At 55.7% G+C, this 24,444-nt stretch carries 19 protein-coding genes, 1 other RNA gene and 2 pseudogenes; 13 read left to right on the forward strand and 9 right to left on the reverse strand.

Annotated features, from left to right (window positions below; all coding sequences use genetic code 11):
• Positions 1 to 9: 9 nt before the first annotated feature.
• Both I6N93_RS06850 and ssuE read right to left on the reverse strand, forming a co-directional pair.
• A complete protein-coding gene (locus tag I6N93_RS06850) occupies positions 10 to 966 on the reverse strand; it encodes a sulfonate ABC transporter substrate-binding protein (protein ID WP_085684452.1) in 957 nt (318 codons plus the stop codon).
• Between the two features lie 9 nt (positions 967 to 975).
• A complete protein-coding gene (ssuE, locus tag I6N93_RS06855) occupies positions 976 to 1,533 on the reverse strand; it encodes an NADPH-dependent FMN reductase (RefSeq protein ID WP_085684450.1) in 558 nt (185 codons plus the stop codon).
• Between the two features lie 248 nt (positions 1,534 to 1,781).
• Between ssuE and pyrD the strand changes: the two genes are divergently transcribed.
• The 8 genes from pyrD to rmf all read left to right on the forward strand — a co-directional run bounded on the left by pyrD (position 1,782) and on the right by rmf (position 12,009).
• Complete coding sequence (pyrD, locus tag I6N93_RS06860) at positions 1,782 to 2,789, forward strand: quinone-dependent dihydroorotate dehydrogenase (RefSeq protein WP_085684448.1); 1,008 nt, start codon at positions 1,782 to 1,784, stop codon at positions 2,787 to 2,789.
• 154 nt (positions 2,790 to 2,943) lie between these two features.
• Positions 2,944 to 3,504, forward strand: a complete 561-nt coding sequence (locus tag I6N93_RS06865) for a cell division protein ZapC (RefSeq protein ID WP_085684521.1) — start codon at positions 2,944 to 2,946, stop codon at positions 3,502 to 3,504.
• A 516-nt stretch (positions 3,505 to 4,020) separates the two neighbouring features.
• The gene (gene rlmKL / locus I6N93_RS06870) at positions 4,021 to 6,138 is read left to right on the forward strand and encodes a bifunctional 23S rRNA (guanine(2069)-N(7))-methyltransferase RlmK/23S rRNA (guanine(2445)-N(2))-methyltransferase RlmL (protein ID WP_099017391.1); all 2,118 of its coding nucleotides are present in this window, start codon (positions 4,021 to 4,023) and stop codon (positions 6,136 to 6,138) included.
• A 4-nt stretch (positions 6,139 to 6,142) separates the two neighbouring features.
• On the forward strand, positions 6,143 to 8,062 hold the full coding sequence (locus tag I6N93_RS06875) for an ABC transporter ATP-binding protein (RefSeq protein WP_085684445.1): 1,920 nt from the start codon (positions 6,143 to 6,145) through the stop codon (positions 8,060 to 8,062).
• A gap of 58 nt (positions 8,063 to 8,120) precedes the next feature.
• The gene (gene pqiA / locus I6N93_RS06880; protein ID WP_085684443.1) at positions 8,121 to 9,362 is read left to right on the forward strand and encodes a membrane integrity-associated transporter subunit PqiA; all 1,242 of its coding nucleotides are present in this window, start codon (positions 8,121 to 8,123) and stop codon (positions 9,360 to 9,362) included.
• A 13-nt stretch (positions 9,363 to 9,375) separates the two neighbouring features.
• Entirely contained in the window at positions 9,376 to 11,019 is a 1,644-nt protein-coding gene (pqiB, locus tag I6N93_RS06885; RefSeq protein WP_085684441.1) for an intermembrane transport protein PqiB, read from the forward strand.
• Between the two features lie 3 nt (positions 11,020 to 11,022).
• Positions 11,023 to 11,586 (forward strand): membrane integrity-associated transporter subunit PqiC, encoded by a 564-nt coding sequence (pqiC, locus tag I6N93_RS06890; protein ID WP_085684439.1) that lies wholly within the window; start codon positions 11,023 to 11,025, stop codon positions 11,584 to 11,586.
• Positions 11,587 to 11,841: 255 nt separating this feature from the next.
• Positions 11,842 to 12,009 (forward strand): ribosome modulation factor, encoded by a 168-nt coding sequence (rmf, locus tag I6N93_RS06895; protein ID WP_071999766.1) that lies wholly within the window; start codon positions 11,842 to 11,844, stop codon positions 12,007 to 12,009.
• Between the two features lie 276 nt (positions 12,010 to 12,285).
• On the opposite strand, the gene I6N93_RS17435 is transcribed toward rmf, so the two are convergent.
• The 4 genes and pseudogenes from I6N93_RS17435 to ppsR all read right to left on the reverse strand — a co-directional run bounded on the left by I6N93_RS17435 (position 12,286) and on the right by ppsR (position 13,625).
• Positions 12,286 to 12,432 carry a hypothetical protein gene (locus tag I6N93_RS17435; protein WP_373853570.1) on the reverse strand — a complete coding sequence of 49 codons (147 nt, stop codon included), beginning with the start codon at positions 12,430 to 12,432 and terminating at the stop codon, positions 12,286 to 12,288.
• Between the two features lie 25 nt (positions 12,433 to 12,457).
• Positions 12,458 to 12,604: pseudogene (locus I6N93_RS17440) on the reverse strand (3-deoxy-7-phosphoheptulonate synthase); the annotation flags it as partial.
• Positions 12,535 to 12,747, reverse strand: a pseudogene (locus I6N93_RS17445) (3-deoxy-7-phosphoheptulonate synthase); the annotation flags it as partial. The pseudogenes I6N93_RS17445 and I6N93_RS17440, both read right to left, overlap by 70 nt.
• 50 nt (positions 12,748 to 12,797) lie before the next feature.
• A complete protein-coding gene (ppsR, locus tag I6N93_RS06905) occupies positions 12,798 to 13,625 on the reverse strand; it encodes a posphoenolpyruvate synthetase regulatory kinase/phosphorylase PpsR (RefSeq protein ID WP_085684438.1) in 828 nt (275 codons plus the stop codon).
• Positions 13,626 to 13,901: 276 nt separating this feature from the next.
• Here ppsR and ppsA point away from each other — a divergent pair, with 276 nt between their 5' ends.
• The gene (gene ppsA / locus I6N93_RS06910; RefSeq protein WP_085684436.1) at positions 13,902 to 16,280 is read left to right on the forward strand and encodes a phosphoenolpyruvate synthase; all 2,379 of its coding nucleotides are present in this window, start codon (positions 13,902 to 13,904) and stop codon (positions 16,278 to 16,280) included.
• Between the two features lie 126 nt (positions 16,281 to 16,406).
• On the opposite strand, the gene rprA is transcribed toward ppsA, so the two are convergent.
• An RNA gene (gene rprA / locus I6N93_RS06915) (antisense sRNA RprA) lies at positions 16,407 to 16,508 on the reverse strand.
• Positions 16,509 to 16,766: 258 nt separating this feature from the next.
• Positions 16,767 to 17,873, reverse strand: a complete 1,107-nt coding sequence (gene ydiK, locus I6N93_RS06920; protein WP_085684434.1) for an AI-2E family transporter YdiK — start codon at positions 17,871 to 17,873, stop codon at positions 16,767 to 16,769.
• A gap of 300 nt (positions 17,874 to 18,173) precedes the next feature.
• Here ydiK and ydiJ point away from each other — a divergent pair, with 300 nt between their 5' ends.
• Both ydiJ and I6N93_RS06930 read left to right on the forward strand, forming a co-directional pair.
• A complete protein-coding gene (ydiJ, locus tag I6N93_RS06925) occupies positions 18,174 to 21,227 on the forward strand; it encodes a D-2-hydroxyglutarate dehydrogenase YdiJ (protein ID WP_085684432.1) in 3,054 nt (1,017 codons plus the stop codon).
• The gene (locus tag I6N93_RS06930) at positions 21,224 to 21,649 is read left to right on the forward strand and encodes a hotdog fold thioesterase (RefSeq protein ID WP_085684430.1); all 426 of its coding nucleotides are present in this window, start codon (positions 21,224 to 21,226) and stop codon (positions 21,647 to 21,649) included. The genes ydiJ and I6N93_RS06930 overlap by 4 nt, the downstream gene beginning before the upstream one ends.
• 15 nt (positions 21,650 to 21,664) lie before the next feature.
• Here I6N93_RS06930 and I6N93_RS06935 read toward each other — a convergent pair whose 3' ends face one another.
• Complete coding sequence (locus tag I6N93_RS06935; RefSeq protein ID WP_085684428.1) at positions 21,665 to 22,066, reverse strand: hypothetical protein; 402 nt, start codon at positions 22,064 to 22,066, stop codon at positions 21,665 to 21,667.
• A 420-nt stretch (positions 22,067 to 22,486) separates the two neighbouring features.
• On the opposite strand from I6N93_RS06935, the gene sufA reads away from it, so the two are divergent.
• The gene (gene sufA, locus I6N93_RS06940) at positions 22,487 to 22,858 is read left to right on the forward strand and encodes a Fe-S cluster assembly scaffold SufA (RefSeq protein ID WP_085684426.1); all 372 of its coding nucleotides are present in this window, start codon (positions 22,487 to 22,489) and stop codon (positions 22,856 to 22,858) included.
• Between the two features lie 14 nt (positions 22,859 to 22,872).
• Entirely contained in the window at positions 22,873 to 24,384 is a 1,512-nt protein-coding gene (gene sufB, locus I6N93_RS06945) for a Fe-S cluster assembly protein SufB (RefSeq protein WP_085684425.1), read from the forward strand.
• Positions 24,385 to 24,444: the final 60 nt, after the last annotated feature.

Here is a 24,444-nt window from a genome sequence, read left to right on the forward strand (position 1 = left end):
CCAGTCGATTTATTGTTTGGAAGGGGCGTGCCAGACCTGGGTTGAAATCGTGATCGGCACCGGAATCAGGCGATTTTGATAGAACAAATCCGCCGTTTCCTGCTGTGCGCTGATGACGCGTTGATCCAAGGGGCGGATCACGGTCACCGGACGATGATCCAGATAGCTGGAGATCACCGCGTGTGGAAGCCCTGTCGCGTCAGCCAGCAGGCTGGTGCTCTGCGCACGTTCGTTGACCGTAAATTTTTCTGCTTCCGTCAGCGTGTCCAACACCTGCCGGATAAAAGCCCCGTTGCGCTCTACGTAAGGACGCGACGCCAGATAAAACGCGCCGGTCTGATTCAGATGGCTGCCGTCGGCCAACACGCGAACGTCGCCTTGTAGCAGGGCGGCGGAATAGTAGGGATCCCAGATGGCCCAGGCATCCACATTTCCCTGTTGAAATGCGGCGCGAGCGTCGGCTGGGGTCAGGTAGGCAGGCTGGATATCGCTGAACGATAGCCCCGCCCGTTGAAGCGCACGCAGCACCAGATTGTGCGAACTGGATCCCTTCTGGAACGCCACTTTTTTGCCTTTCAGATCTGCGACGCCTTTGACCGGACTGTCGGCGGCGACCAAAATGACTTCAGCCTTGGGCTTCGGGGGTTCGACGCCGATATAGAGCAGGTCTGCGCCGGCGGCCTGAGCGAATATCGGAGGCGTATCGCCGGTGCTGCCGATATCGATGCTGCCGACGTTCAGCGCTTCCAACATTTGCGGTCCGGCCGGAAACTCAATCCAGCGAATGGCGGTATCAGGAAAACGATTTTCCAGCAGCTGATGCGTTTTCGTGAGCAAGAGACTAACCGAACCTTTTTGGTAACCGATGCGCAACTGCGGCGGACTCTCCGCCGCGAAAGTGATGGAAGCCAGCCCCAGCGTGCCGGCCATCAGCCAGGGCAATTGTCGTTTCAACCATGTAAACATGCGGAAATCCTATGCGCTGTGTTGCAGGAGGGAATAGCGCTGACGTTTCAGCAGCGCCTGGAAAAGGTTCACTAACGCTTCCTGCAGCCGCTCTTGCAGCGCACTGGAGAATGCTGGCGTGCGGTCGTAATCGCGGATCTGGCTGTCGTCGGCGAACACGCTTTGGAGGATCTCCTGTGCCTTCAGCGCATTGAGTACCGGCAGCAGGCTGTAGTCGACCGCGAGCATGTGCGCGAGCGATCCGCCGGTGGCGATCGGCAGTACGGCCTTATGCGCCAGAGCCCGCTCAGGAAGGACATCCAGCAGGGCTTTCAGACCGCCGGTAAACGAAGCCTTGTAAATCGGGGTGGCGATGATCACGCCATCGGCTGTGGACATCTGCTCGTTGAGCGTTTGCAAGGCCGGACTGTCGAAACGGGCATTGAGGAGATCTTCCGGGGAAAAATTGTGTAGATGCCAGGGTAAGATTTCCACACCCTTGGCCGTCAGCCACTTGCTCGCATGCTGCAGAAGCGCGGTGGAACGTGATGGGTAGCGAGGACTTCCTGCTAAAGTGATAACGCGCATATGCACTCCTTCTAACGTATTGTTAGCAACTCTTACTATTGGGCAACATGCGGTCAGTCTGGCAGACGCCGACTTATTCCATCAAATGATTAATTGTGTAATCGAAAGACTGAAAGTGCATAACATCGTCCCCGCCACGGCCCTCTCGTCGTGACAGGTGAGGCCTTTTTGTCACAGGTCAATTCCCTTTCCGGAACGGATGGCCGATAATACTGCCCCGGTCTGCAACCGGGAATCCAGGAGAGTCTATGTACCCCCTTATTCGTAAAGCGTTATTCCAGCTCGACCCAGAGCGAGCGCATGAGTTTACCTTTCAGCAGTTGCGTCGTATCAGCCATACCCCGTTAGAATTTCTTGTCCGTCAGTCTGTTCCCACCAAGCCCGTGACTTGCATGGGGTTGTCGTTTAAAAATCCGCTGGGGCTTGCGGCCGGACTGGATAAAGACGGCGAATGCGTGGATGCACTGGGGGCCATGGGATTTGGCTTCATTGAAGTCGGGACCGTGACGCCGCGTCCTCAGCCGGGAAATGATAAGCCACGCTTATTTCGTTTAGTTGAAGCCGAAGGATTAATTAACCGCATGGGATTTAATAATCTTGGGGTGGATAATCTGGTGGAGAACGTTAAAAAATCCTATTTCGGCGGCATATTGGGCATTAATATCGGCAAGAATAAAGATACGCCGGTCGAGAATGGAAAGGACGACTATCTGGTCTGCATGGAGAAGACATATGCCCATGCCGGTTATATTGCCATTAATATTTCTTCGCCGAATACGCCAGGATTACGAACCCTTCAGTATGGCGAAGCCCTGGATGATTTGTTACAAGCGGTAAAAAATAAACAGGCTGAGATGGAGAAAAAACATCAAAAATATGTTCCTGTGGCGGTGAAAATAGCGCCGGATCTTTCAGAGGACGAATTGATCCAAATTGCAGACAGTCTGGTACGACATAATATTGATGGCGTGATTGCAACGAATACCACGCTGGATCGTCAATTGATCCAAGGGTTGAATCACAGCGCTCAGACCGGGGGATTGAGCGGCCGGCCATTACAGCTGCTCAGCACCGAAGTGATACGCCGTTTATCTCAGGAGTTAAACGGCCGTCTACCCATTATCGGCGTCGGAGGAATTGACTCTCTTATGGCTGCCCGGGAAAAAATGGCGGCGGGTGCGACGCTGGTGCAAATTTACAGTGGGTTTATTTTCCGTGGGCCGGGTCTAATTAAAGATATCGTCGCTCATATCTAAATTTTTCATTTTCATTCATAGCCGGGGGTTTATTTCTGCCCCCGGCTAGTCTATATTTTTTGGGCTGTATAAAAATAACGCATTTGAGTTCCCCAAGGGTTAATGACGCAGTAAATATCGCAGGCAGCGCAAAAGGATGAATGAAGGTATTACGATGAAATTAAAACCTGACGATAATTGGCGTTGGTATTTCGACAGCGGACAGCAGCGTCTGATGTTGGATTTGGCGGACGGCATGTTATTCCGATCCCGTTATCCCATGTCGATGCTAACTCCGGATGCTTTCACGGAAAGCGCATTTTGCGTCGATGATGCCGCGCTATTTTTTACTTATCAGGAAAAGTGCCAGAGAATAACCATCCCTCAGGCTGAAAAAGCCGAACTGATATTAAACGCGCTGGTGGCGAATCGCTTTATGAAACCGCTAATGCCTAAAAGCTGGCATTTCGCGTCGCATTCAGATGAAGGCTTCCGCCCGACGACAGGGGACATCGTCACCGTTCACCTCCTGGATCGCGATGAAGACGCGATTCTGCTGGTGGTGGAAGAGGGCGAGAAAGCCAGCCTGTGTTTATTGGCGCAAAGCCAACTGATGCTGAACGCGAAAACGCTGCAGCTTGGTGATCCGATCAAAATTATGCACGATCGGCTATTGCCGGCAGCGGCGGTTAATGATGTCGACCGCGATTCGTCGCAGTACGCCTGCGTAGGCTGAATCCGCCGGTTACGGGTGCGCAGCAACGATCCGGCGCCAACCGTGCGGGCATATCGCACCGGCTTTTTGGCGTGACCGCCCATTTCCCTTCTCTGCTATTCAGCCGTCTCCCTCCATCTTCATTACGTTCTTTCCCCATTTCCAAGGACTTATCACACGGTTTTACATTGCCCAGATCGTCGATCTTCATGACATGACCGTTAGCCTGATCATTGAAGGGTGGCCGCTCAGGCCCTGTTGATGTCCGTTTTTTGTGTCTGGTCGCGGTTCTTTTGGCCTCCCACGGTGTGAGATTTTCCCCCACGAATAGCCCATCCTCCACACCACTTTAGCGCGCGGGGGCCGTCATGCGGCGGGGTCATCTATCAAATTTTTCATCGTTATGCTCAGGGCGGTTTCGCGCCGACCCTCAATTCGCCAAGACCAGGATGACGTTGATCGGCTGCGGTGCATTATGACAACCGGTGGGGATTAGCTATAATGCGCCTCAATTTTCTTTACGGTGATATCTGCTCTATGAACTCTCTGTTTGCCAGCACGGCGCGTGGTTTGGAAGAATTATTAAAAAGCGAACTTGAGGCGCTGGGCGCCCAGGATTGCGCAGTCGTGCAGGGGGGCGTGCATTTTCAGGGAGACGATCGCCTGGTGTACCAAAGCCTGATGTGGAGCCGCCTGGCGTCCCGCATTCTGCTTCCGCTCAACGAATTCAACGTCTACAGTGATTTGGATCTCTATCTGGGGGTCCAGGCAGTAGACTGGTCGACGATTTTCAGCGTCGACAAAACCTTCGCCGTCCATTTCAGCGGCACCAATGACGAAATCCGCAATAGCCAGTACGGTGCATTGAAAGTGAAAGACGCCATCGTCGACAGCTTTACCCGCCGTACCGGCCAGCGTCCCGACGTCGCCAAACAGCAGCCGGATATTCGCATCAACGTTTTCCTGCAACGTGAGAAGGCCAGCGTGGCGATCGACCTCAGCGGCGACGGCCTGCATATGCGCGGTTACCGCGACCTGGCCGGCCAGGCCCCGCTCAAAGAAAACCTGGCTGCGGCTGTCGTGCTGCGTTCCGGCTGGGAAAAGGGTACGCCAATGGTCGATCCGATGTGTGGCTCCGGGACGTTATTGATCGAAGCGGCCATGATCGCCGCCGACCGGGCACCGGGCTTGCATCGCCATCACTGGGGATTCCTGGCCTGGGAGCAGTTCAATCCGGCGCTGTGGAAAGAGGTGACCACCGACGCTCAGCAGCGCGCCCGCGCCGGCGTGCAGGCCACCGCGTCCCGCTTCTTCGGCTCGGATAACGATCGTCGGGTGATCGACATCGCCCGCGCCAATGCCCGCCGCGCCGGCGTCAGTGAACTGATCCGTTTTGATGTCTGCGATGCCGTGCAACTCAAAAATCCGCTGCCGGAAGGCCCTGCCGGGACGGTGCTCAGCAATCCGCCATACGGCGAGCGTCTGGAAAGCGAGCCCGCTCTGATTGCGCTGCACAATATGCTGGGGCGGATTATGAAAGCCTCGTTCGGCGGCTGGCGGTTGTCTCTGTTCAGCGCCTCGCCGGAGCTGTTGAGCTGTTTACAGCTGCGCGCGGACCGCCAGTTCAAAGCCAAAAACGGCCCGCTGGACTGCGTGCAGAAAAACTACCCGTTGGCGGCGAACAGCGCGGAAAACGTCAGCCCGCCGGCAGATGATTTTGCTAACCGACTGAAGAAGAACCTGCGTAAGCTGGATAAATGGGCTAAACAGCAGGGCATCGAATGCTACCGCGTCTACGACGCCGACTTACCGGAATACAACGTCGCGGTTGATCGCTACGGCAGTTGGGTGGTCGTGCAGGAGTATGCGCCGCCGAAGACGGTGGATGCACAGAAAGCCCGTCAGCGTTTGTTCGACGTGATCAATGCCACGCTGAGCGTGCTGGGCGTGCCGACCAATCAACTGATACTCAAGACGCGTGAGCGTCAAAAAGGGAAAAATCAGTATGAGAAGCTGGCTCAGAAAGGCGAGTTCCTGCTGGTGGACGAATACCATGCGCGACTGTGGGTCAATCTGACCGACTATCTGGATACCGGTTTGTTCCTTGACCACCGCGTCGCCCGCAAAATGCTGGGCGAACTGAGTCAGGGAAAAGATTTCCTCAACCTGTTCGCCTACACCGGGACGGCGAGCGTTCACGCGGGCATCGGCGGTGCACGCAGCACGACGACGGTGGACATGTCGCGCACCTATCTGGAATGGGCGGAGAAGAACCTGCGCGCCAATGGTCTCACCGGGCGTCAGCATCGATTGGTTCAGGCGGATTGTCTGAGTTGGTTGGGCCAGTCCAACGAACAGTTCGACGTGATCTTCATCGATCCGCCGACGTTCTCCAACTCCAAGCGCATGGAGGCTACGTTTGACGTGCAGCGTGATCATCTGATGCTGATGAAAGATTTGAAGCGTCTGCTGAAACGCGGCGGTACCATCATGTTTTCCAATAATAAACGGGGATTCCAGATGGATATGGAAGGCCTTGCCGCGCTGGGTCTGGAAGCGCAGGACATTACTGCTCGCACCCAATCGCAGGATTTCGCCCGTAATCGTCAGATTCACAACTGCTGGCTGCTGAAGCACGCCGGAGAGGAAAAGTAATTACATGTCATTAATCAGTTTATCTGGCGCCTGGCTGTCTTTCAGCGATGCGCCGCTGCTGGACAATACCGAGCTGCATATCGAAGACAACGAGCGCGTCTGTCTGGTGGGTCGTAACGGCACCGGGAAATCCACGCTATTGAAAATTTTGGCGAAGGATATCCCTCTGGACGATGGCCGTCTGGTCTTCGAGCAGGATCTGGTAGTCTCCCGTTTGCAGCAGGATCCGCCGCGCAACGTGGCCGGCAGCGTTTTCGACTTCGTGGCCGAAGGCGTCGCGGAGCAGTCCGAGCATCTGAAGGCGTATCACGCCGCGCTGCGTCTGGTTGAAACCGATCCCAGCGAGCGGAACTTGAATCAACTGGCGAAAGTCCAGGAAGTGCTGGACCATCAGGGACTCTGGAAACTGGAGGACCGCATCAACGCCGTTCTGGAACAGCTGGGTCTGACGGCGGACACACCGCTGTCGTCCTTGTCCGGCGGTTGGCTGCGCAAGGCCGCGTTGGGCCGGGCGTTGGTCAGCGCTCCCCGGGTGCTGCTGTTGGACGAACCGACCAACCATCTGGACATCGAAACCATCGACTGGCTGGAAGGGTTCCTGAAATCCTTCCAGGGCAGCATCATTTTCATTTCCCATGACCGTTCTTTCATCCGCAATATGGCGACCCGAATCGTTGATTTGGACCGCGGTAAACTCGTTTCCTGGCCGGGCGACTATGATAAGTATCTGGCGGGCAAGGAAGAGGCGCTGCGAGTGGAAGAACTGCAGAACGCGGAATTCGACCGTAAACTGGCGCAGGAAGAGGTGTGGATCCGTCAGGGCATCAAGGCGCGTCGTACTCGTAATGAAGGGCGTGTACGGGCGTTGAAGGCCTTGCGCCAGGAGCGCACCCAGCGTCGTGAAGTCATGGGTACGGCCCAAATGCGGGTGGAAGAGGCGGCGCGCTCCGGCAAGATCGTCTTTGAACTGGAGAACGCCAGTTATCAGGTGGGCGATAAAGTTTTGCTGAACAACTTCTCTGCTCAGGTTCAGCGCGGCGACAAAATCGCGCTGGTCGGGCCTAACGGCTGCGGTAAAACCACGCTGTTGAAGCTGATGCTGGGCCAGTTAAAGGCAGATAGTGGCCGCATCCACTGCGGGACCAAACTGGAAGTGGCTTATTTCGATCAGCACAGGGCCGAACTGGATCCGGAACGGACGGTGATGGACAACCTGGCCGAAGGCAAGCAGGAAGTGATGGTCAACGGCCGTTCGCGCCACGTGCTCGGCTATTTGCAGGACTTTCTGTTCCATCCTAAACGGGCGATGACGCCGGTGAAGGCCTTGTCCGGCGGAGAGCGAAATCGCCTGTTGCTGGCGCGGCTATTCTTGAAGCCCAGCAATCTGCTGATTCTTGATGAACCGACTAACGATCTGGATGTAGAAACGCTGGAACTGCTCGAAGAGCTGATCGACAGCTATCAGGGCACGGCGTTGTTGGTGAGCCATGACCGTCAGTTTGTTGACAACTCGGTGACGGAGTGCTGGATTTTCGAAGGCAACGGCGTCATCGGGCAGTACGTCGGGGGTTATTATGACGCACAGCAGCAGCGTTCAGTCGCGACGCCGCTGCGCGCGACGGCTTTTTCTGCACCGGCCGAAACCAAGTCTGCGCCCGCCGCATCGCGACCGGCCAAACCTGCTGCCACGGTTAAGCTCAGCTACAACCAACAGCGTGAACTGGCGCAGTTGCCTCAGCAGTTGGAAGCCTTTGAGCTTGAAATCACCTCTTTGCAGGAGCAGATGAACGATCCGTCGTTTTTCTCACGACCTCATGAGGAAACGCAGCCGGTGCTGGACGCGTTGGCGTTGGCGGAGCAACGTCTGGAAACCAGCTTCGCCCGCTGGGAAGAGCTCGAGTCTTTGCAAAACGGCAACGAGTAGCTTTTGACATCAGGCAAACTCGCGCCGCGGCTGCCTGGCTGGTAACGGGAGGTTATTGATGTGCACCCACTCTCACTGTGCGGAGGGTAAAATGCTGTGCCCGCAGTGCGACCTGCTGGTCGAACTTCCTGACTTACGGCCAGGGCAGCGGGCGCTTTGCCCACGCTGTAATACGCTTCTGACGAGCTATCGCCCTGAAGCGCGCTGGCGCTCGGTAAGTTTCGCCGTCAGCGCGCTGGTGATGCTTTTCCTATCCACGTTGTTTCCGTTCGTCTCCATGCAGGTGGCGGGGATCACCAGCGAAGTCACTTTGCTGGAAATCCCCAAAGTCATGGTGGATGAGAATTATGCCAGCGTGGCGACGCTGTTCATGCTGTTCGTGCAGTGTATTCCCGCCAGCTGCATGCTCATCATTATTGGGCTGTGCGGGCATATCCGGATGAATCTTGAGCTCACCCGGCTGCTGGCGCGAATTCTGTTCCAACTGAAAAGCTGGGGTATGCCGGAAATTTTTCTGGCCGGTGTGCTGGTGAGTTTCGTCAAACTAATGGCCTACGGCAGCATCGGCATCGGCATCAGCTTCATTCCCTATGTTCTGTTTTGTCTTCTGCAACTGCTGGCTTTCCAAAGTCTTGACCGCCGTCGGCTATGGCATGACGTCATTCCTGCGCCGGCGGTGCCGGATTCGCTGGAAACAGGGCGCAGCGGGATTGCGCAGGGCGTGCGCTCGTGCAGCTGTTGTACGGCGGTGCTCCCGGCGGATGTGCAGGTGTGCCCGCGTTGCCACACGCATGGACATCAGCGTCGGCGTCATAGCCTGCAGTGGACGCTGGCGCTGCTGGTCACGTCGCTGATGCTGTACATCCCGGCGAACCTGTTGCCCATTATGGTGACGGAAGCGCTGGGCAACCGTATGGACTCCACGATTATGTCCGGCGTGGTCATACTATGGGACTCCGGCTCCTACCCGGTCGCCCTGGTGATTTTTATCGCCAGCATCATGGTGCCGACGCTGAAGATGATTGCGCTGGGCTGGCTATGCTGGTGTGCGCAGGGAAAAAGCCGTCATGATACTGAGCGAATGCATCTGGTCTATGAGGTGGTGGAATTCGTGGGGCGTTGGTCCATGATTGATGTGTTCGTGATCGCCGTGCTGTCCGCGTTAGTTCGCGTTGGCCGTTTTATGAGTGTGTATCCTGAAATCGGCGCAGTGTTGTTTGCCGCGGTGGTTATTCTGACCATGCTTGCCGCTATTATGTTTGATCCCCGCCTGTTGTGGGATCGCTACAACCGTGAGTGAGAGGAGTTTTCCATTGACGAAAAATAACCACAGCGCCGCGGAGATTGAATCGCTTAAGCGCTGGTCTCCGGTCTGGATTGTGCCCATCGTCACGTTGCTGATCGGCGCTTGGATCCTATTTTATCACTTCAGCCATCAAGGGCCGGAAATTACGCTGACGGCGCAAACGGCCGATGGGATTGAGGCGGGAAAAACGCCCATCAAAAGCCGCAGCGTTAACGTCGGCATGGTGGAAAGCGTGGTGCTGAGCAAAGACCTCCATCAGGTTGAGATCAAAGCGCGTTTGAATAACGACATGGATCATCTGCTGAATACCGACTCCGTGTTCTGGGTGGTGAAGGCTCAAGTTGGGCGTGAGGGGATCTCCGGTCTCGGGACGCTGCTATCAGGGTCGTTTATTCAGTTGCAGCCCGGCTCCAATCAGGATGAAAGCCGCAATTTCAAACTATTGGACAGCCCGCCGCTGGCTTCTCCGGACGCCAAAGGGATCCGCGTGTCGCTCACCAGTGAACGCGCCGGTCAGTTGAATGCGGGCGATCCGGTGCTGTTCCGTGGTTATCGGGTCGGGTCGGTGGAAACCAGTCATTTTGATCCTGAGGCGCGGAAAATAAGCTACCGCCTGTTCATTAATGCGCCCTACAACTCGCTGGTGACCAGCAATGTTCGCTTCTGGAAAGACAGCGGCGTTGCGCTTGATCTCTCCGCTCAGGGGATGCGCGTTGAGATGGGATCGCTGACGACGTTGCTGAACGGCGGCGTGAGCTTCGACGTGCCAAGCGGCTGGGCGCTGGGCGATCCGGCGAAGGAACACGCCGAATACCAGTTGTATGACAGCCAGCGCAGCATTCAGGATTCGCTGTATACCCAGTTTAAAGAGTATCTGCTGTTCTTCGACGAGTCCGTACGCGGTCTGCAGCCGGGTGCGCCGGTTGAGTTCCGCGGCATCCGCCTGGGAACGGTGTCCCAAGTTCCGTTCTTCCCGCGCGAGATCAAGCAAAGTCTGGGTAATGACTATCGCATCCCGGTGATGATCCGCATCGAACCGGACCGCTTGCAGGCGCATGTTTGGGACCAGTTGAATCTGGAGCAGGAAATCAAGGAAGCACCGGCGTTGGGGCTGCGTGCTTCCATGAAGACGGCCAACATCCTGACCGGCGCGCTGTATATCGATCTGGACTTCTACCCGCAGTTGAAGGGACGCCCGGTGTCGATGGTCAAGGTTGACGGCTACGAGGTCTTGCCGACGGTCAGCGGCGGGCTGTCGCAGATCCAGCACAAGCTGATGGCGGTATTGGATAAGGTGAATGGCCTGCCGTTGACGCCGATGGTGTCTCAGGCCACGCAAACGCTGGCCGAAAGTCAGGCGACGTTGCGTGAACTTCAGAAAACGCTGGCGTCGCTGAACCAGATAGCCGGCAACAAGTCGATGCAGCAGTTGCCTGAGGATATGCAGCGTACCCTGCGTGAGCTGAATCGTAGCATGCAAGGCTTCCAACCGGGTTCTCCGGCCTACAACAAGATGGTGAACGACATGCAGCGGTTGGATCAGGTGTTGCGTGAGCTGCAGCCGTTGCTGCGCACCCTGAACGGCAAGAGCAATGCGCTGGTGTTCGAAGCATCGGGTGGTCAGGATCCGCAACCGAAGAAGGCGAAATAAATCATGATGAAACGATGGACATTGGCATTAGTGCTGCTGCTCGGGGCGTGCAGCAGCGATTCGCAGAAAGTCTATTATCAGCTGCCGACGGAGGGGGACAAAGCCACGGCTTCCGTCACTACGGCTTCCGCGCCTCATCTGTGGGTGCGCGGGGTTACGCTGGCCGATTCGCTGTCGAACAGCGGGATTGTGTATCAGACGTCTGACGTAAGATACACCATTGCCAGCAACAACCTGTGGGCCAGCCCGCTGGATCAGCAGTTGCAGCAGTCATTGATAGCGACCCTGCAACAGGGGCTGACGTCATGGGGCGTGGTGAGCCGTGAGCCGGATGGCGATCGGGCGACGTTGGATATCACCGTATCGGCCTTCCAGGGCCGCTATGACGGTAATGCGGTAATTCGCGGCGCCTGGACGCTGCGTTATCAGGATCGCATCATGACTCAGCCGTTCAACGTCACGTTGCCGCAGACGGACGACGGCTACGATGCGCTGGTGAAAACGCTGGCCGCTGGCTGGCAGCAGGTGGCTGAGTCCATCGTGCGTCAGGCCGCCGCGTTGTCCTGATTTGTTCTAAAAATAGACCGCTGAATGTCGAATTTTTTATAAGCAAAGACATTCGGCGGTTTTGTTTCCCTCTCAAACGGTTACCGTGACCCGTTCCCGCCTTCAGGTAAAAGATTCCGATATTGGCTCACAAATATGACAATGGCGTGAATATTGCGTCTTGATCTTCAGAGTAAGAATCGCTATTTCTGAACTGTGGTTGCTTATAAAGTAATCACCATTCTTTCCACCAGACTCGTATGAGGGAAATGAGGCATGAAGAGACAGAAACGAGATCGCCTTGAACGGGCGCATTCACGCGGTTATCAAGCAGGTATTTCTGGTCGACCTAAGGAGCTTTGCCCTTATCAATCGATCAATGCTCGGTCTTACTGGTTGGGAGGGTGGCGACAAGCCATGGAAGATAGGGCGGTGGCCGCTTAGCGTTCGTTGCCTTATCTATCGAAAAAGGAACCGCCTCCGCCTTGTTGCGGAGGTTTTTTATGGCGGTTCCAATACTGGGTACGACGGTTTTAGGATTGGCCGCTTCACGCTTTCTTTAGCAACGAATTACAAACGGCGGCTCACCGCTTTCGCCAACTGAGCCAGCCTGTACTCGCTGTCTTCCCAGCTCACACACGGGTCTGTAGTGGTCAACTAAAACTGGCCAAAAGTTAGCGTGGACGCATTCAGCACCTTCCAGCAGGAAACGCTTTATCATCACCCCCCCCCCGCGATAGCCGCGCTGCCCTTTGCGATTTGCCGGCAGACAGAGAGGGCGGCCTCTTTCTGACGCCGGTATTGCTTCTGACAGTTGCCGTGGCTGAAGTCGATGATAAGTCGTTGCGTTGGGGAAAATGACGCCAATTGTTGGCACGCTTAGGCCACATCCTCAGCATGATAATGAGGACGTATTCCCCCCGCGCATAATGATATGGCCGAATGGATTGCCCGATGAGCGGAAGACCGCCAACCGACCTTGTTTATCCGGTGACAAAAACAGGTGAGGTGCCTGATCGGAGCTGATCGCATCAATCGCGATGCAAAGATTGCCGTCCGTCCCGTTCTTGAAACCGACCGGGCAAGAGAGCGTGCTGACGCCATTTCCCGATAAATCTGACTCTCCGTCGTGCGTGCGCCGATGTCACCCCAACAAATGAGATCGGCAATATCCTGGCGGATATCTCTTCAGCACCCTGCGGAAATGTCTCCCCTTTTTTTGCATTTACGTACTAGTACATTCGCCGGCTCATACCCAGAATATCGATGATGCGAGCAGAGATCTCTTCCACTGAGTAGTTGGTGGTATTGATGTATTTGATCTGATAGCGGCGATAGAGCGCTTCCACTTCCCGGAGCTCCAGCCGACATTGACGCAGCGATGCATAGCGGCTATTGCCGCGGCGCTCTTCGCGAATGGCGGCCAGTCGCTCTGGATCGATGGTCAGTCCAAACAGCTTGTCCTGATACGGACGCAGCGCTTCGGGCAGCCGCAGATTAAGGTTGTCCAGGTCTTCAGCGATAAACGGGTAATTGGCGGCGCGGATGCCGAACTGCATCGCCAGATAAAGGCTGGTAGGTGTTTTTCCGCAGCGAGAAACCCCAAGCAGAATGACCTGCGCCTGATCGAGATTGCGCAAAGAAATGCCGTCGTCGTGCGCGAGCGTGTAATCAATAGCGGCGATGCGGGCGTCGTATTTGGTCAAATTATTGGCCGTGAGTCCGTGGGTCCGGTTCGCCACTGGACTCGGCGCAATATTCAACTCTTGTTGCAGCGGCGCGACCAAGGCTTGCACGATATCCTGACAGAAGCCTTCGCTACTGACGATGATGTCCCTGACCGCGGGCGTCACGATAGAGTAGAACACCAACGGGCGCACACCGCTCTGTTGGTGAATCGCGTTGATCTGCTCCCGCACGGCGTTGGCGCGGCTGGTGCTTTCGACAAACGGCAGGGTGAAGCTAGTAATATCGACGGGAAACTGGGAGAGCACGGCATGCCCCAGCACTTGGGCGGTAATGGCGGTGCCGTCGGAGACATAAAAAACGCTTCGTTCCACAGGGGCTCCTCAAGGCGATAGGCTCCGGCCACGCCTGGCATAGTTCGGCATCCAGGACGAATACAGAGCATATCTTTCTGATTAGGTGGGCAAACCCACTCACTATTGATGTTTTTTTCCACCCGCGCAATGTGAATCCGAGGCGACAATTTTTTTTCACTGGGTTGATCGATTCACCTTTCTCTTCTTTACAAAACGCTATGCTACGCTCAAAAAAGCTGAGGTTTCATCAGCAGTGCTTCCATACCCTACATTGTATGCAGAAGGATAATTTCGATGTCCAACAACGGTACAGATAAGCGTAATGTCTTGTGGTACGACCAACTCGGTATGCATGACGTGGAACGGGTAGGCGGCAAGAACGCCTCCCTGGGTGAGATGATCACCAACCTGTCATCGCTGGGCGTGGAAGTCCCCAACGGCTTCGCCACCACCGCGCAGGCGTTCAATGATTTTCTGACGCAAAGCGGCATCAACCAGCGTATTTACGCGCTGCTGGATAACACCGATATTGACGATGTGAATCAGCTGGCGAAAGCCGGCGCTCAGATTCGCCAATGGGTTGTGGATACGCCATTCCAGCCCGCGTTGGAACAGGCGATACGCGACGCCTATCAGCAGCTCTCCGAGGACGATCCAGACGCTTCCTTTGCCGTCCGCTCGTCGGCCACCGCTGAAGATATGCCCGATGCGTCGTTCGCCGGTCAGCAAGAGACGTTCCTCAACGTACAGGGCTTCGATGCCGTGCTGACGGCGGTCAAACATGTGTTCGCCTCGTTGTTCAATGACCGTGCTATCTCTTACCGTGTACATCAGGGCTACGACCATCGTGGGGTCGCGCTCTCTGCCGGGATCCAGCGTATGGTGCGTTCCGATCTGGCGGCGTCCGGCGTCATGTTTACGTTGGATACCGAGTCCGGATTTGACCAGGTGGTGTTCATCACCGCGGCCTGGGGGCTCGGCGAGATGGTCGTGCAGGGCGCGGTCAACCCGGATGAGTTCTACGTCCATAAGCCAACGTTATTGAAAGGTAATCCGGCGATAGTGCGTCGAAATATGGGGTCGAAGAAGATCCGCATGGTCTATGCCCCCAGTCAGGAACACGGCAAACAGGTCAGCATCGAGGACGTACCGGAGGCGCAACGCGACCGTTTCTGTTTAACGGACGAAGAAGTGCAGGCGTTGGCGCATCAGGCGTTATTGATCGAAAAACATTACGCCCGGCCGATGGATATTGAATGGGCGAAAGACGGTCACACCGGCCGACTGTACATCGTACAGGCGCGTCCGGAAACGGTGCGATCGAATGGTCAGGTGATGGAGCGATACCACCTGCCCGCCAGCGGAAACGTGCTGGTGGAAGGCCGCGCTATCGGCCATCGCATTGGCGCTGGAGAAGTAAAAAACATCAACGACATCAGTGAAATGCATCTGGTTAACGCGGGCGATGTCTTGGTGACGGATATGACTGACCCCGACTGGGAGCCGATTATGAAGAAGGCCGCGGCTATCGTCACCAACCGGGGCGGACGCACCTGCCACGCGGCAATTATCGCCCGTGAGCTGGGTATTCCGGCGGTCGTTGGCTGCGGTGATGCGACGGAGCGGCTCGGTAACGGGCAGAAGGTGACCGTCTCCTGTGCGGAGGGCGATACCGGCTATGTCTATCAGGACCTGCTGGACTTTACGGTGAAAAGCTCGCCGGTTGAGGCTATGCCGACCTTGCCGCTTAAAATCATGATGAACGTCGGAAACCCGGACCGTGCCTTCGACTTCGCCTGCCTGCCGAATGACGGCGTGGGGCTGGCGCGGCTCGAGTTCATCATCAACCGTATGATCGGCGTGCATCCGCGCGCGCTGCTGGAGTTTGACCAGCAGACGCCGCAACTGCAGCAGGAGATCAAAAGTCTGATGCAGGGCTACAACGACCCGGTTGAATTCTACATCGAGCGGCTGAAAGAGGGGATCGCCACGCTGGCCAGCGCCTTCTGGCCGAAGCGCGTTATCGTGCGACTGTCTGACTTCAAATCCAATGAATACGCCAATCTTGTCGGCGGCGAACGGTATGAGCCGGATGAAGAGAACCCCATGCTGGGATTCCGTGGCGCAGGCCGTTACGTGTCGCCTGACTTCCGTGACTGTTTTGCGCTGGAGTGTGAAGCGGTCAAGCGCGTGCGCGATGTGATGGGGCTGACCAACGTCGAGATCATGATCCCGTTTGTCCGCACCGTGGAACAGGCGGAAGCCGTGGTGGCGGAGCTGGCAGCTCAAGGGTTACGTCGCGGTGAAAAAGGACTGAAAATCATAATGATGTGCGAAATTCCGTCCAACGCGTTGCAGGCTGAAGCGTTCCTGCAGCACTTTGATGGATTCTCCATCGGTTCGAACGATATGACGCAGCTGACGTTAGGCTTGGATCGTGACTCCGGCGTTGTATCGTCGTTGTTCGATGAACGCAATGAGTCGGTAAAAATACTGCTGGCGATGGCAATCAAAGCCGCCAAAGCGCAGGGCAAATACGTCGGCATCTGCGGGCAGGGACCGTCAGACCACGAAGATTTTGCCGCATGGCTGATGGATCAAGGCATCGACAGCCTGTCGTTAAATCCGGATACCGTGGTGCAAACCTGGTTGAGCCTGGCGGAGATCCGCTAACCGAGAGTCAAACTTAGGCTGCAGTGTTGATATCGCCTGAATATTAAAACGCTCGACGGCAAGCGGGTTGTCGCGGGCGTTTTTTTATGGACGGATTCACTTTATGAACACTTATTATTCGTAAGCCAAAAAAAAAGCCCATCACAGGGGATGGGCAAAGACTACACACAGCAATTCGTTACTGGCTCTGACGAGGAGAAACCTCCGGACAGATGTTACTTAAACACTAGCTTCGGGATTCATAGTATGAACTCGTGCTGAATTCGTCATTAGGAATCATCCTAATGGTTAATTGTTTTTTAACGATTTTTTTTAGTTACTTAGTTCTAACGCAGATATTTCCTTGTAGAAAGGGATGTAGTGAATACCAGTCAATTTAGTAAAATCGGAGTTATCTCAAATAGGTTAGTTTTCTTTAATTATGACGTATTCTCCGGGGCTGAGAATGCCTCGGAGAATTAGGTCATAAGTGAGACTGCCGGCGTCTTATAGACGGGTGCTTTTAGGATCGACATGCACGTCAGACAGTGATGGCGGCTCCGGGGTGTCTTGCATCCAGGCGGAGAGGAGGCGATAAGACACCGCCAACACGACCGGGCCAATAAAGAGTCCGATCATACCGAACGCCAACAGGCCGCCGATGACGCCGGACAGGATCAGCAGCAGCGGCAAATCGGCGCCCATACGAATCAATATCGGTCGGATGACGTTATCCAGCGTAGCGACGACGCTGCTCCATACCAACAGCACGGTTCCCCAGGTGGTATCGCCTGACCAGTACAACCAGATGATGGCGGGGATGAGCACTGGCAACGGACCGAGCTGTGCGACGCAGCTCAGGAACATCAGAACGGTGAGCAGTGTCGTGTAGGGGATGCCGGCAATCGTCAGGCCGATCCCGCCGAGTACGGATTGAACGATAGCCGTCACGACGACGCCCAGCGCCACGGCGCGGATGGCCTGCGCGGCCAGAATAACCGCCGCATCGCCGCGCTCTTGGCCTAAACGCATGGCAAATCGACGCACACCGAAGGCCACCCGATCGCCTTTGCTATACAACAAGACGCTGAACAGCACCATCAGGGCACAATGCATCAAGAAGCGGCCGACGTGCGCTGCCTGCGCCACGACCCAAGTCGCTGTTTTGCCAACATAAGGCTGAACTTTCGACATCAGCGCGCTGCCGCCGCTGTGGATTAGCGTTTGCCAACTGCTATACAACTTCTCTCCGACCACCGGAACGGATTTCAGCCATTCCAGCGTGGGCGGCGCCATGTGCTCCTGGGAAGACGCCCAGCCGATCAATGCCGAAGAGTTATCGATAACGCTGCTAACCAGAATAGACGTGGGGATCACAAACAGCAGAACCAAGAGCAGCGTCATGGCGATGACCGCCAGAGAACGACGGCCCCAGAGCAATTTTTGCAGGCGTATCAGCAGCGGCCAAGTGGCGATAACCACCATGCTCGCCCAGGCAAAACCGAGAATAAAGGGCTGAACAACCCAGAAGCAGGCAATGATCATCATGGCAATGAACATGAGCGTGAATAGCATTGTAGCAAGGTCGAAACGCGGTGACTGAGAGTGTTCCATCGACGAATATTACCTCTGTGAGCGAATGTCTTATCGACTGACGATAAGTCCTGTCAGCGGGAACGATAATAGCGGTAAAAGCGCTAACATGCTGCCTTTACTGCAGCCGGGGTGGTCAGCCATGATCGCACGGCCCGCACCTAAGAGGGGGTATCTTCTCAAGTTTTTATCGTTGCAAAGGCGCGCCCCGGCAGTAAATGTGATAAAACAAAAATGGTGTGGCGCCGGGAAAAGAAGCGTCACGCCAAGAATGCTATCACTGCTTTTGCAAACACTATTCTACAGACAGGGTCAACCATAATGATCCCACAGATCACGCAGGCGCCTGGCGTCGTTCAGCCGGTGCTCGACTACTTGGAAGCGTTAAAACAACACGGATTCACGGGCGATACCGCTACCCGATACGCAGACCGCCTGACCATGGCGACTGACAACAGCATTTACCAACTGTTGCCGGATGCCGTGGTTTTTCCTCGTTCTACCGCCGATGTGGCGTTACTGGCACGACTGGCGGGCGAAACGGAATTCTTGTCAATCACGTTCACCCCGCGAGGCGGCGGCACCGGCACCAACGGACAGGCTCTGAACCGGGGTATCGTGGTGGATATGTCGCGCTACATGAACCGGATTCTTGAGGTTAATTGCGAGCAGGGATGGGTGCGCGTCGAAGCCGGCGTCATCAAAGATCAGCTCAACCAATATCTTAAACCGCACGGCTATTTCTTTGCTCCAGAGCTGTCTACCAGCAACCGAGCGACGTTGGGAGGGATGATTAATACGGATGCCTCCGGTCAGGGGTCCCTGATGTACGGCAAAACGTCTGACCATGTTCTGGGCGTTCGGGCCGTGCTGTTAGGCGGCGAGATGCTGGACACGCAGGCCATGCCGGTGACGTTGGCGGAGCAACTGGCTGAGGAACCGTCGCCGGTCGGGCGGATATACCACACCGTTCTTAATCGCTGCCGCAAACAGCGCTCGCTGATTGTCGACAAGTTTCCCAAGCTGAATCGATTTCTTACCGGTTACGATCTGCGCCATGTGTTCAGCGATGATATGCAGACTTTCGACATGACGCGCATTTTGACCGGTTCGGAAGGCTCTTTGGCCTTCATCACCGAAGCCAAGCTGAATATCACGCCGCTGCCGAAAATCCGGCGGCTGGTGAACGTGAAGTACGACTCGTTCGACTCCGCGCTGCGCAATGCGCCTTTTATGGTGGACGCGAAGGCCTTGTCCGTTGAGACGGTGGACTCCAAAGTGCTGAATCTGGCGCGAGAGGATATCGTCTGGCATTCGGTCAGCGAACTGATCACCGACGTCCCCGGTCAGGAGCTGCTGGGACTGAATATCGTTGAGTTTGCCGGAGACGATGAAGCCCTGATTGATGAGCGCATTGGGTCATTGTGTCAGCGGCTCGACGATTTGCTGGCAAAGCGGGAAGAGGGCGTCATCGGGTATCAGCTCTGCCGCGATCTGGCCGGCATCGAGCGGATTTACGGCATGCGAAAAAAGGCGGTCGGTTTGCTGGGCAACAGCAAAGGGCAAGCCAAACCCATTCCGTTTGCCGAGGATACCTGCGTTCCGCCACAGCATCTGGCGGACTACATTGCAGAGTTCCGGGCGCTGCTGGACAGCCATCAACTGAGCTACGGCATGTTCGGCCATGTGGACGCCGGGGTTCTGCACGTCCGTCCTGCGCTGGATATGTGCGATCCGCAGCAGGAGATGCTGATGAAACAGCTCTCAGACCAAATTGTGGCGTTGACCGCCAAATATGGCGGCCTGCTCTGGGGCGAACACGGCAAGGGATTTCGCGCTGAGTACAGCCCGGCCTTTTTCGGCCCGGAACTGTATGGAGAGCTGCGTCGAGTCAAAACCGCCTTTGACCCGCATAACCGCCTCAACCCTGGAAAAATCTGCGCGCCCGTAGATGTCGACGCGCCGATGATGAAGGTTGATGCGGTGAAACGCGGTACTTACGATCGTCGCATTCCACTGGCGGTGCGCACCTCTTTCCGCGGTGCGATGGAGTGTAACGGCAACGGTCTGTGTTTTAACTTTGATGCGCGCAGCCCGATGTGTCCGTCGATGAAGGTGACCGGCAATCGCATTCATTCGCCCAAAGGCCGCGCGTCGCTGGTGCGCGAGTGGCTGCGGCTGCTGACGGAGCAGGGCGTGGATCCGCTGGCGCTGGAAAACAGCCTGTCGGAGCAGCGCATCAGTTTCCGCACCTTGGTGCAAAAGACGCGCAATAGCTGGCAGGCGCGCAAGGGCCACTATGATTTTTCGCACGAAGTGAAAGAGGCGATGTCCGGCTGTCTGGCCTGTAAGGCCTGCTCGACGCAGTGTCCGATAAAAATCGACGTGCCGAGCTTCCGTTCGCGTTTTCTGCAGCTGTATCACACGCGCTATCTGCGACCGCCCCGGGACTATCTGGTCGCCGGCGTAGAGAGCTATGCACCGCTGATGGCGAGAGCGCCAAAAACCTTTAACTTCTTCCTTGAACAGTCATGGGTGGGCGAGCTCAGCCGCAAGCTTATCGGCATGGCCGATCTTCCGCTGTTGTCCTCTCCGTCGCTGCGTCAACAGTTTGCGGGCCATCCCGCGATGACGACCACGCTGGATCAACTGGAAAAGCTGTCCCCGCAGGCGCGCGCCGGCTATGTGTTAATTGTGCAGGACCCGTTCACCAGCTATTACGACGCCAAAGTCGTGGCGGATTTCGTCAAATTGATTGAAAAGCTGCATTTCAAGCCGGTGCTGGTGCCGTTCTCGCCAAACGGTAAGGCGCAGCATATCAAGGGGTTCCTGACCCGCTTTGCCCGAACGGCGAGTAAAACCGCCGATTACCTCAACCGCGTGGCGAACCTTGGGCTACCGATGGTCGGCGTCGATCCGGCGCTGGTGCTGTGTTATCGCGACGAATATCGGGAAGCGCTGGGCGACCGACGCGGAGACTTCAAGGTACAGCTGGTGCATGAATGGCTGGTGAACGCCTTGCCGGACGGCACGGACAGAGATGAAGCGGGCGAACCGTGGTATCTGTTCGGTCACTGTACGGAAGCCACCGCGCTGCCAACGAGCACTCAGCAATGGAGCCGCATCTTCGCGCGATTCGGCGCCAAATTGGAAAATGTCAGCGTCGGCTGCTGCGGGATGGCGGGAACGTATGGTCATGAAGCGCCCAACTTGGATAACTCCAAAAAAATTTATGCGCTCTCCTGGGAGCCAGCGTTGCAAAAACTGCCGCCACAGCGCTGTCTGACGACCGGATATTCCTGCCGCAGTCAGATGAAACGGATGGAAGGACAGTCCTTCAAACATCCCTTACAGGCATTGCTGGAGCTCGTATGAGGTTGTGGAAACGAGTGTGCGATCCGGAACAGCTTAATCAGCTGTCGGCTCACTGCATGGTGGGTCATCTTGGTATCCGGTTTACCCGCATGACCGATGATACGCTGGAAGGCGTCATGTCGGTGGATGAACGGACGCGACAACCGTTCGGTCGACTGCACGGCGGCGCGTCCGTTACGCTGGCGGAATCGCTGGGCTCCGTCGCGGGCTATCTCTGTTCGCAGGACGACCAGCAGGTGGTGGGTGTGGAAATCAACGCCAATCATCTGCGGGGCGTCGGCGAAGGCGAGGTGAGAGGCGTCTGCCGGGCGCTGCATGTCGGTAAACGGCATCAGGTGTGGCAAATCGACATCTACGATCCCGATGATCGTCTGTGCTGCACGTCGCGTCTGACGACGGCGGTCATCACTCCCGAGGAGTGAGGTTCAGCGTTCGCCTCAGGGCATGAACGCGACGCGCTTCGCGAAGTCGGTCTGAAATGCAGTGACTTTTTGCCAGCAGCCCTGCTGGCTAAACTGATTGCAGATCAGCTGTAGCGTCTGTCGGCCGAAGTGATAGCTCTGCAAGCGGCACAGATGACAGCGCTGCGGGTTGTTGATCTCTCGAATGAGCCGGTGATGCATTTTGATGAGCGTCAGCAGATAGCTGTCGTCGTCGCCATAACGCTGGCTCAGTTCTGCTATCTTCATACCGGACAGGTAATAACCTCGAATATGGTTGATATCGCTGTCGGGATTATCCAGATTCACTTCTGCCATATACATTTCCATCGTGGCGTCACGCAGTAACGCACGATAGTCATCGATATGGGATTGCAGCCAGGCATTGAAAGGAAACATGGGGGTCAATCCTTTGTTAAATGATAATCGTTATCATATTTTCCCTCAAAGGGACATGCAACGGTTGAGATGCAAATAGCAGTAAAAAGCCTAAAACAGGAGGAAAATGTTGGCTGATTCCTCCTGTTTATAAAATAGGTTCCAGCGATAGATGTTATACTCATGATAATAAAATGTTGAATAATCTATCGGCGCGACCACTTCCACTTCAGTTATTGTTGTTTTATTTCATATGGTTAGAATAATCGACACTCCGCAAATCGCCCCTGAAGACTTTCGGGGAGGTTAAAAAAACCGATATTTTACGTCGCGGTGCCGTATAGCCCCAGAAATCACGAGGTTGAAGCTCCCTCACTATTATCACTACCATTAGGGCAGATCCGCAAAAAGCGGAAAATTTGGAGAGACGAGGTAATTCCCATGCAATCGCAAAATGTAGAGACTTTTTCACTGGACGAAAATGTCTGGCAGGGACTCACGCTGACCGAAAGTGCAGCGGCCCATATTGTACGACTGATGCAACAGGACCCCGGGGTGCAGGGGCTACGACTGAGCGTGAAACAGTCGGGGTGTGCGGGCTTCGGCTACGTGTTGGATATGGTCAAACAGCCTGATGCAGACGAGCAAGTGTTTCAGCGCGACGGCGCGCGTCTTTACGTTCCTCTCAAGGCAATGCCTTTTATCGACGGCACTGAAGTGGACTATGTCCATGAAGGGTTGAATCAGGTGTTTAAATTTAACAACCCCAAAGCTCAACACGCCTGCGGGTGTGGTGAGAGCTTTGGGCTCTAAGCGGCGACACTATTATGGCGCGTAGTAACATCGATGTATCCGATGATGTACAGATCTGGCTCGGCGACGGCCGCTACAAAGAGGGCTTCTTCACCGAACTGGCGACGGATGAGCTGGCCAAGGGGATCAATGAACAAGTGGTGCGGGCGATTTCCGCCAAGCGTAAAGAACCCGAGTGGATGCTTGAGTTCCGTCTCAACGCTTTCCGCGCGTGGCTGGAAATGGAAGAACCTCACTGGCTGAAGGCGCATTACGACAAGCTTGATTATCAGGACTACAGCTATTATTCCGCGCCATCCTGCGGCCAGTGCGACGATACCTGCGGATCGCAGCCCGGCGCGGTGCAGCAGTCCGGCGAAGAGGGCGCCAGCACGTTGCACGAACAGAACTACCTGACCACCGAAGTCGAAAAGGCGTTTGACCAGCTCGGCGTGCCGGTGCGTGAAGGCAAAAAAGTAGCCGTCGACGCTATCTTCGACTCTGTATCCGTCGCCACCACCTACCGTCATGAATTGGCGAAATACGGCGTGATTTTCTGCTCGTTCAGCGAGGCGATTCAGGAACATCCGGATCTGGTGCGCAAATATCTGGGCACCGTGGTGCCGTCCAACGACAACTTCTTCGCCGCCTTGAACGCCGCTGTCGCTTCCGACGGCACGTTCGTTTATATCCCGAAAGGGGTGCGCTGTCCGATGGAGCTGTCGACTTACTTCCGTATCAACGCGGCGAAAACCGGGCAGTTTGAACGTACCATCCTGATCGCGGACGACGACAGCTACGTCAGCTACATCGAAGGGTGTTCCGCCCCGGTGCGTGACAGCTACCAGCTGCATGCCGCCGTTGTGGAAGTCATCATCAATAATCGTGCGGAAGTGAAGTATTCCACCGTACAGAACTGGTTCGCGGGGAAAGACAGCGAAGGCGGGATTTTGAACTTTGTGACCAAGCGCGCGCTGTGCGCCGGGGAAAGTTCGAAAATGTCCTGGACGCAGTCTGAGACCGGTTCCGCGATCACCTGGAAGTACCCGAGCGTGGTGTTACGCGGTGATAACTCGGTCGGCGAGTTCTTCTCCGTCGCGCTCACCAGCGGTCATCAGCAGGCTGATACCGGCACCAAGATGATCCACATTGGTAAAAACACCCGCTCCACCATTATCTCTAAAGGGATTTCGGCGGGCAGAAGCGAGAACACCTATCGTGGACTGGTCAAAATCATGCCGACCGCGACCAATGCCCGTAACTTTACCCAGTGCGACTCTATGCTGATCGGTAGCGAATGCGGCGCTCACACGTTCCCTTACGTTGAAGTGAAAAACAATACGGCGCAGCTGGAGCATGAGGCGACCACGTCTCGAATCGGCGAAGATCAGCTGTTCTACTGTTTGCAGCGCGGCATCAGCGAAGATGATGCGATTTCGATGATCGTTAACGGTTTCTGTAAAGATGTCTTCTCCGAACTGCCGCTGGAGTTTGCGGTGGAAGCCCAGAAACTTCTGGCCATAAGCCTTGAGCATAGTGTGGGCTGATAGCCGGAAAAGTGACAATGTCACCTAATGAACACGCGCACTCCGGTGCCTATAAGACGA

The sequence above is a fragment of the Lonsdalea populi genome, from assembly GCF_015999465.1.
GTDB lineage: Bacteria > Pseudomonadota > Gammaproteobacteria > Enterobacterales > Enterobacteriaceae > Lonsdalea > Lonsdalea populi.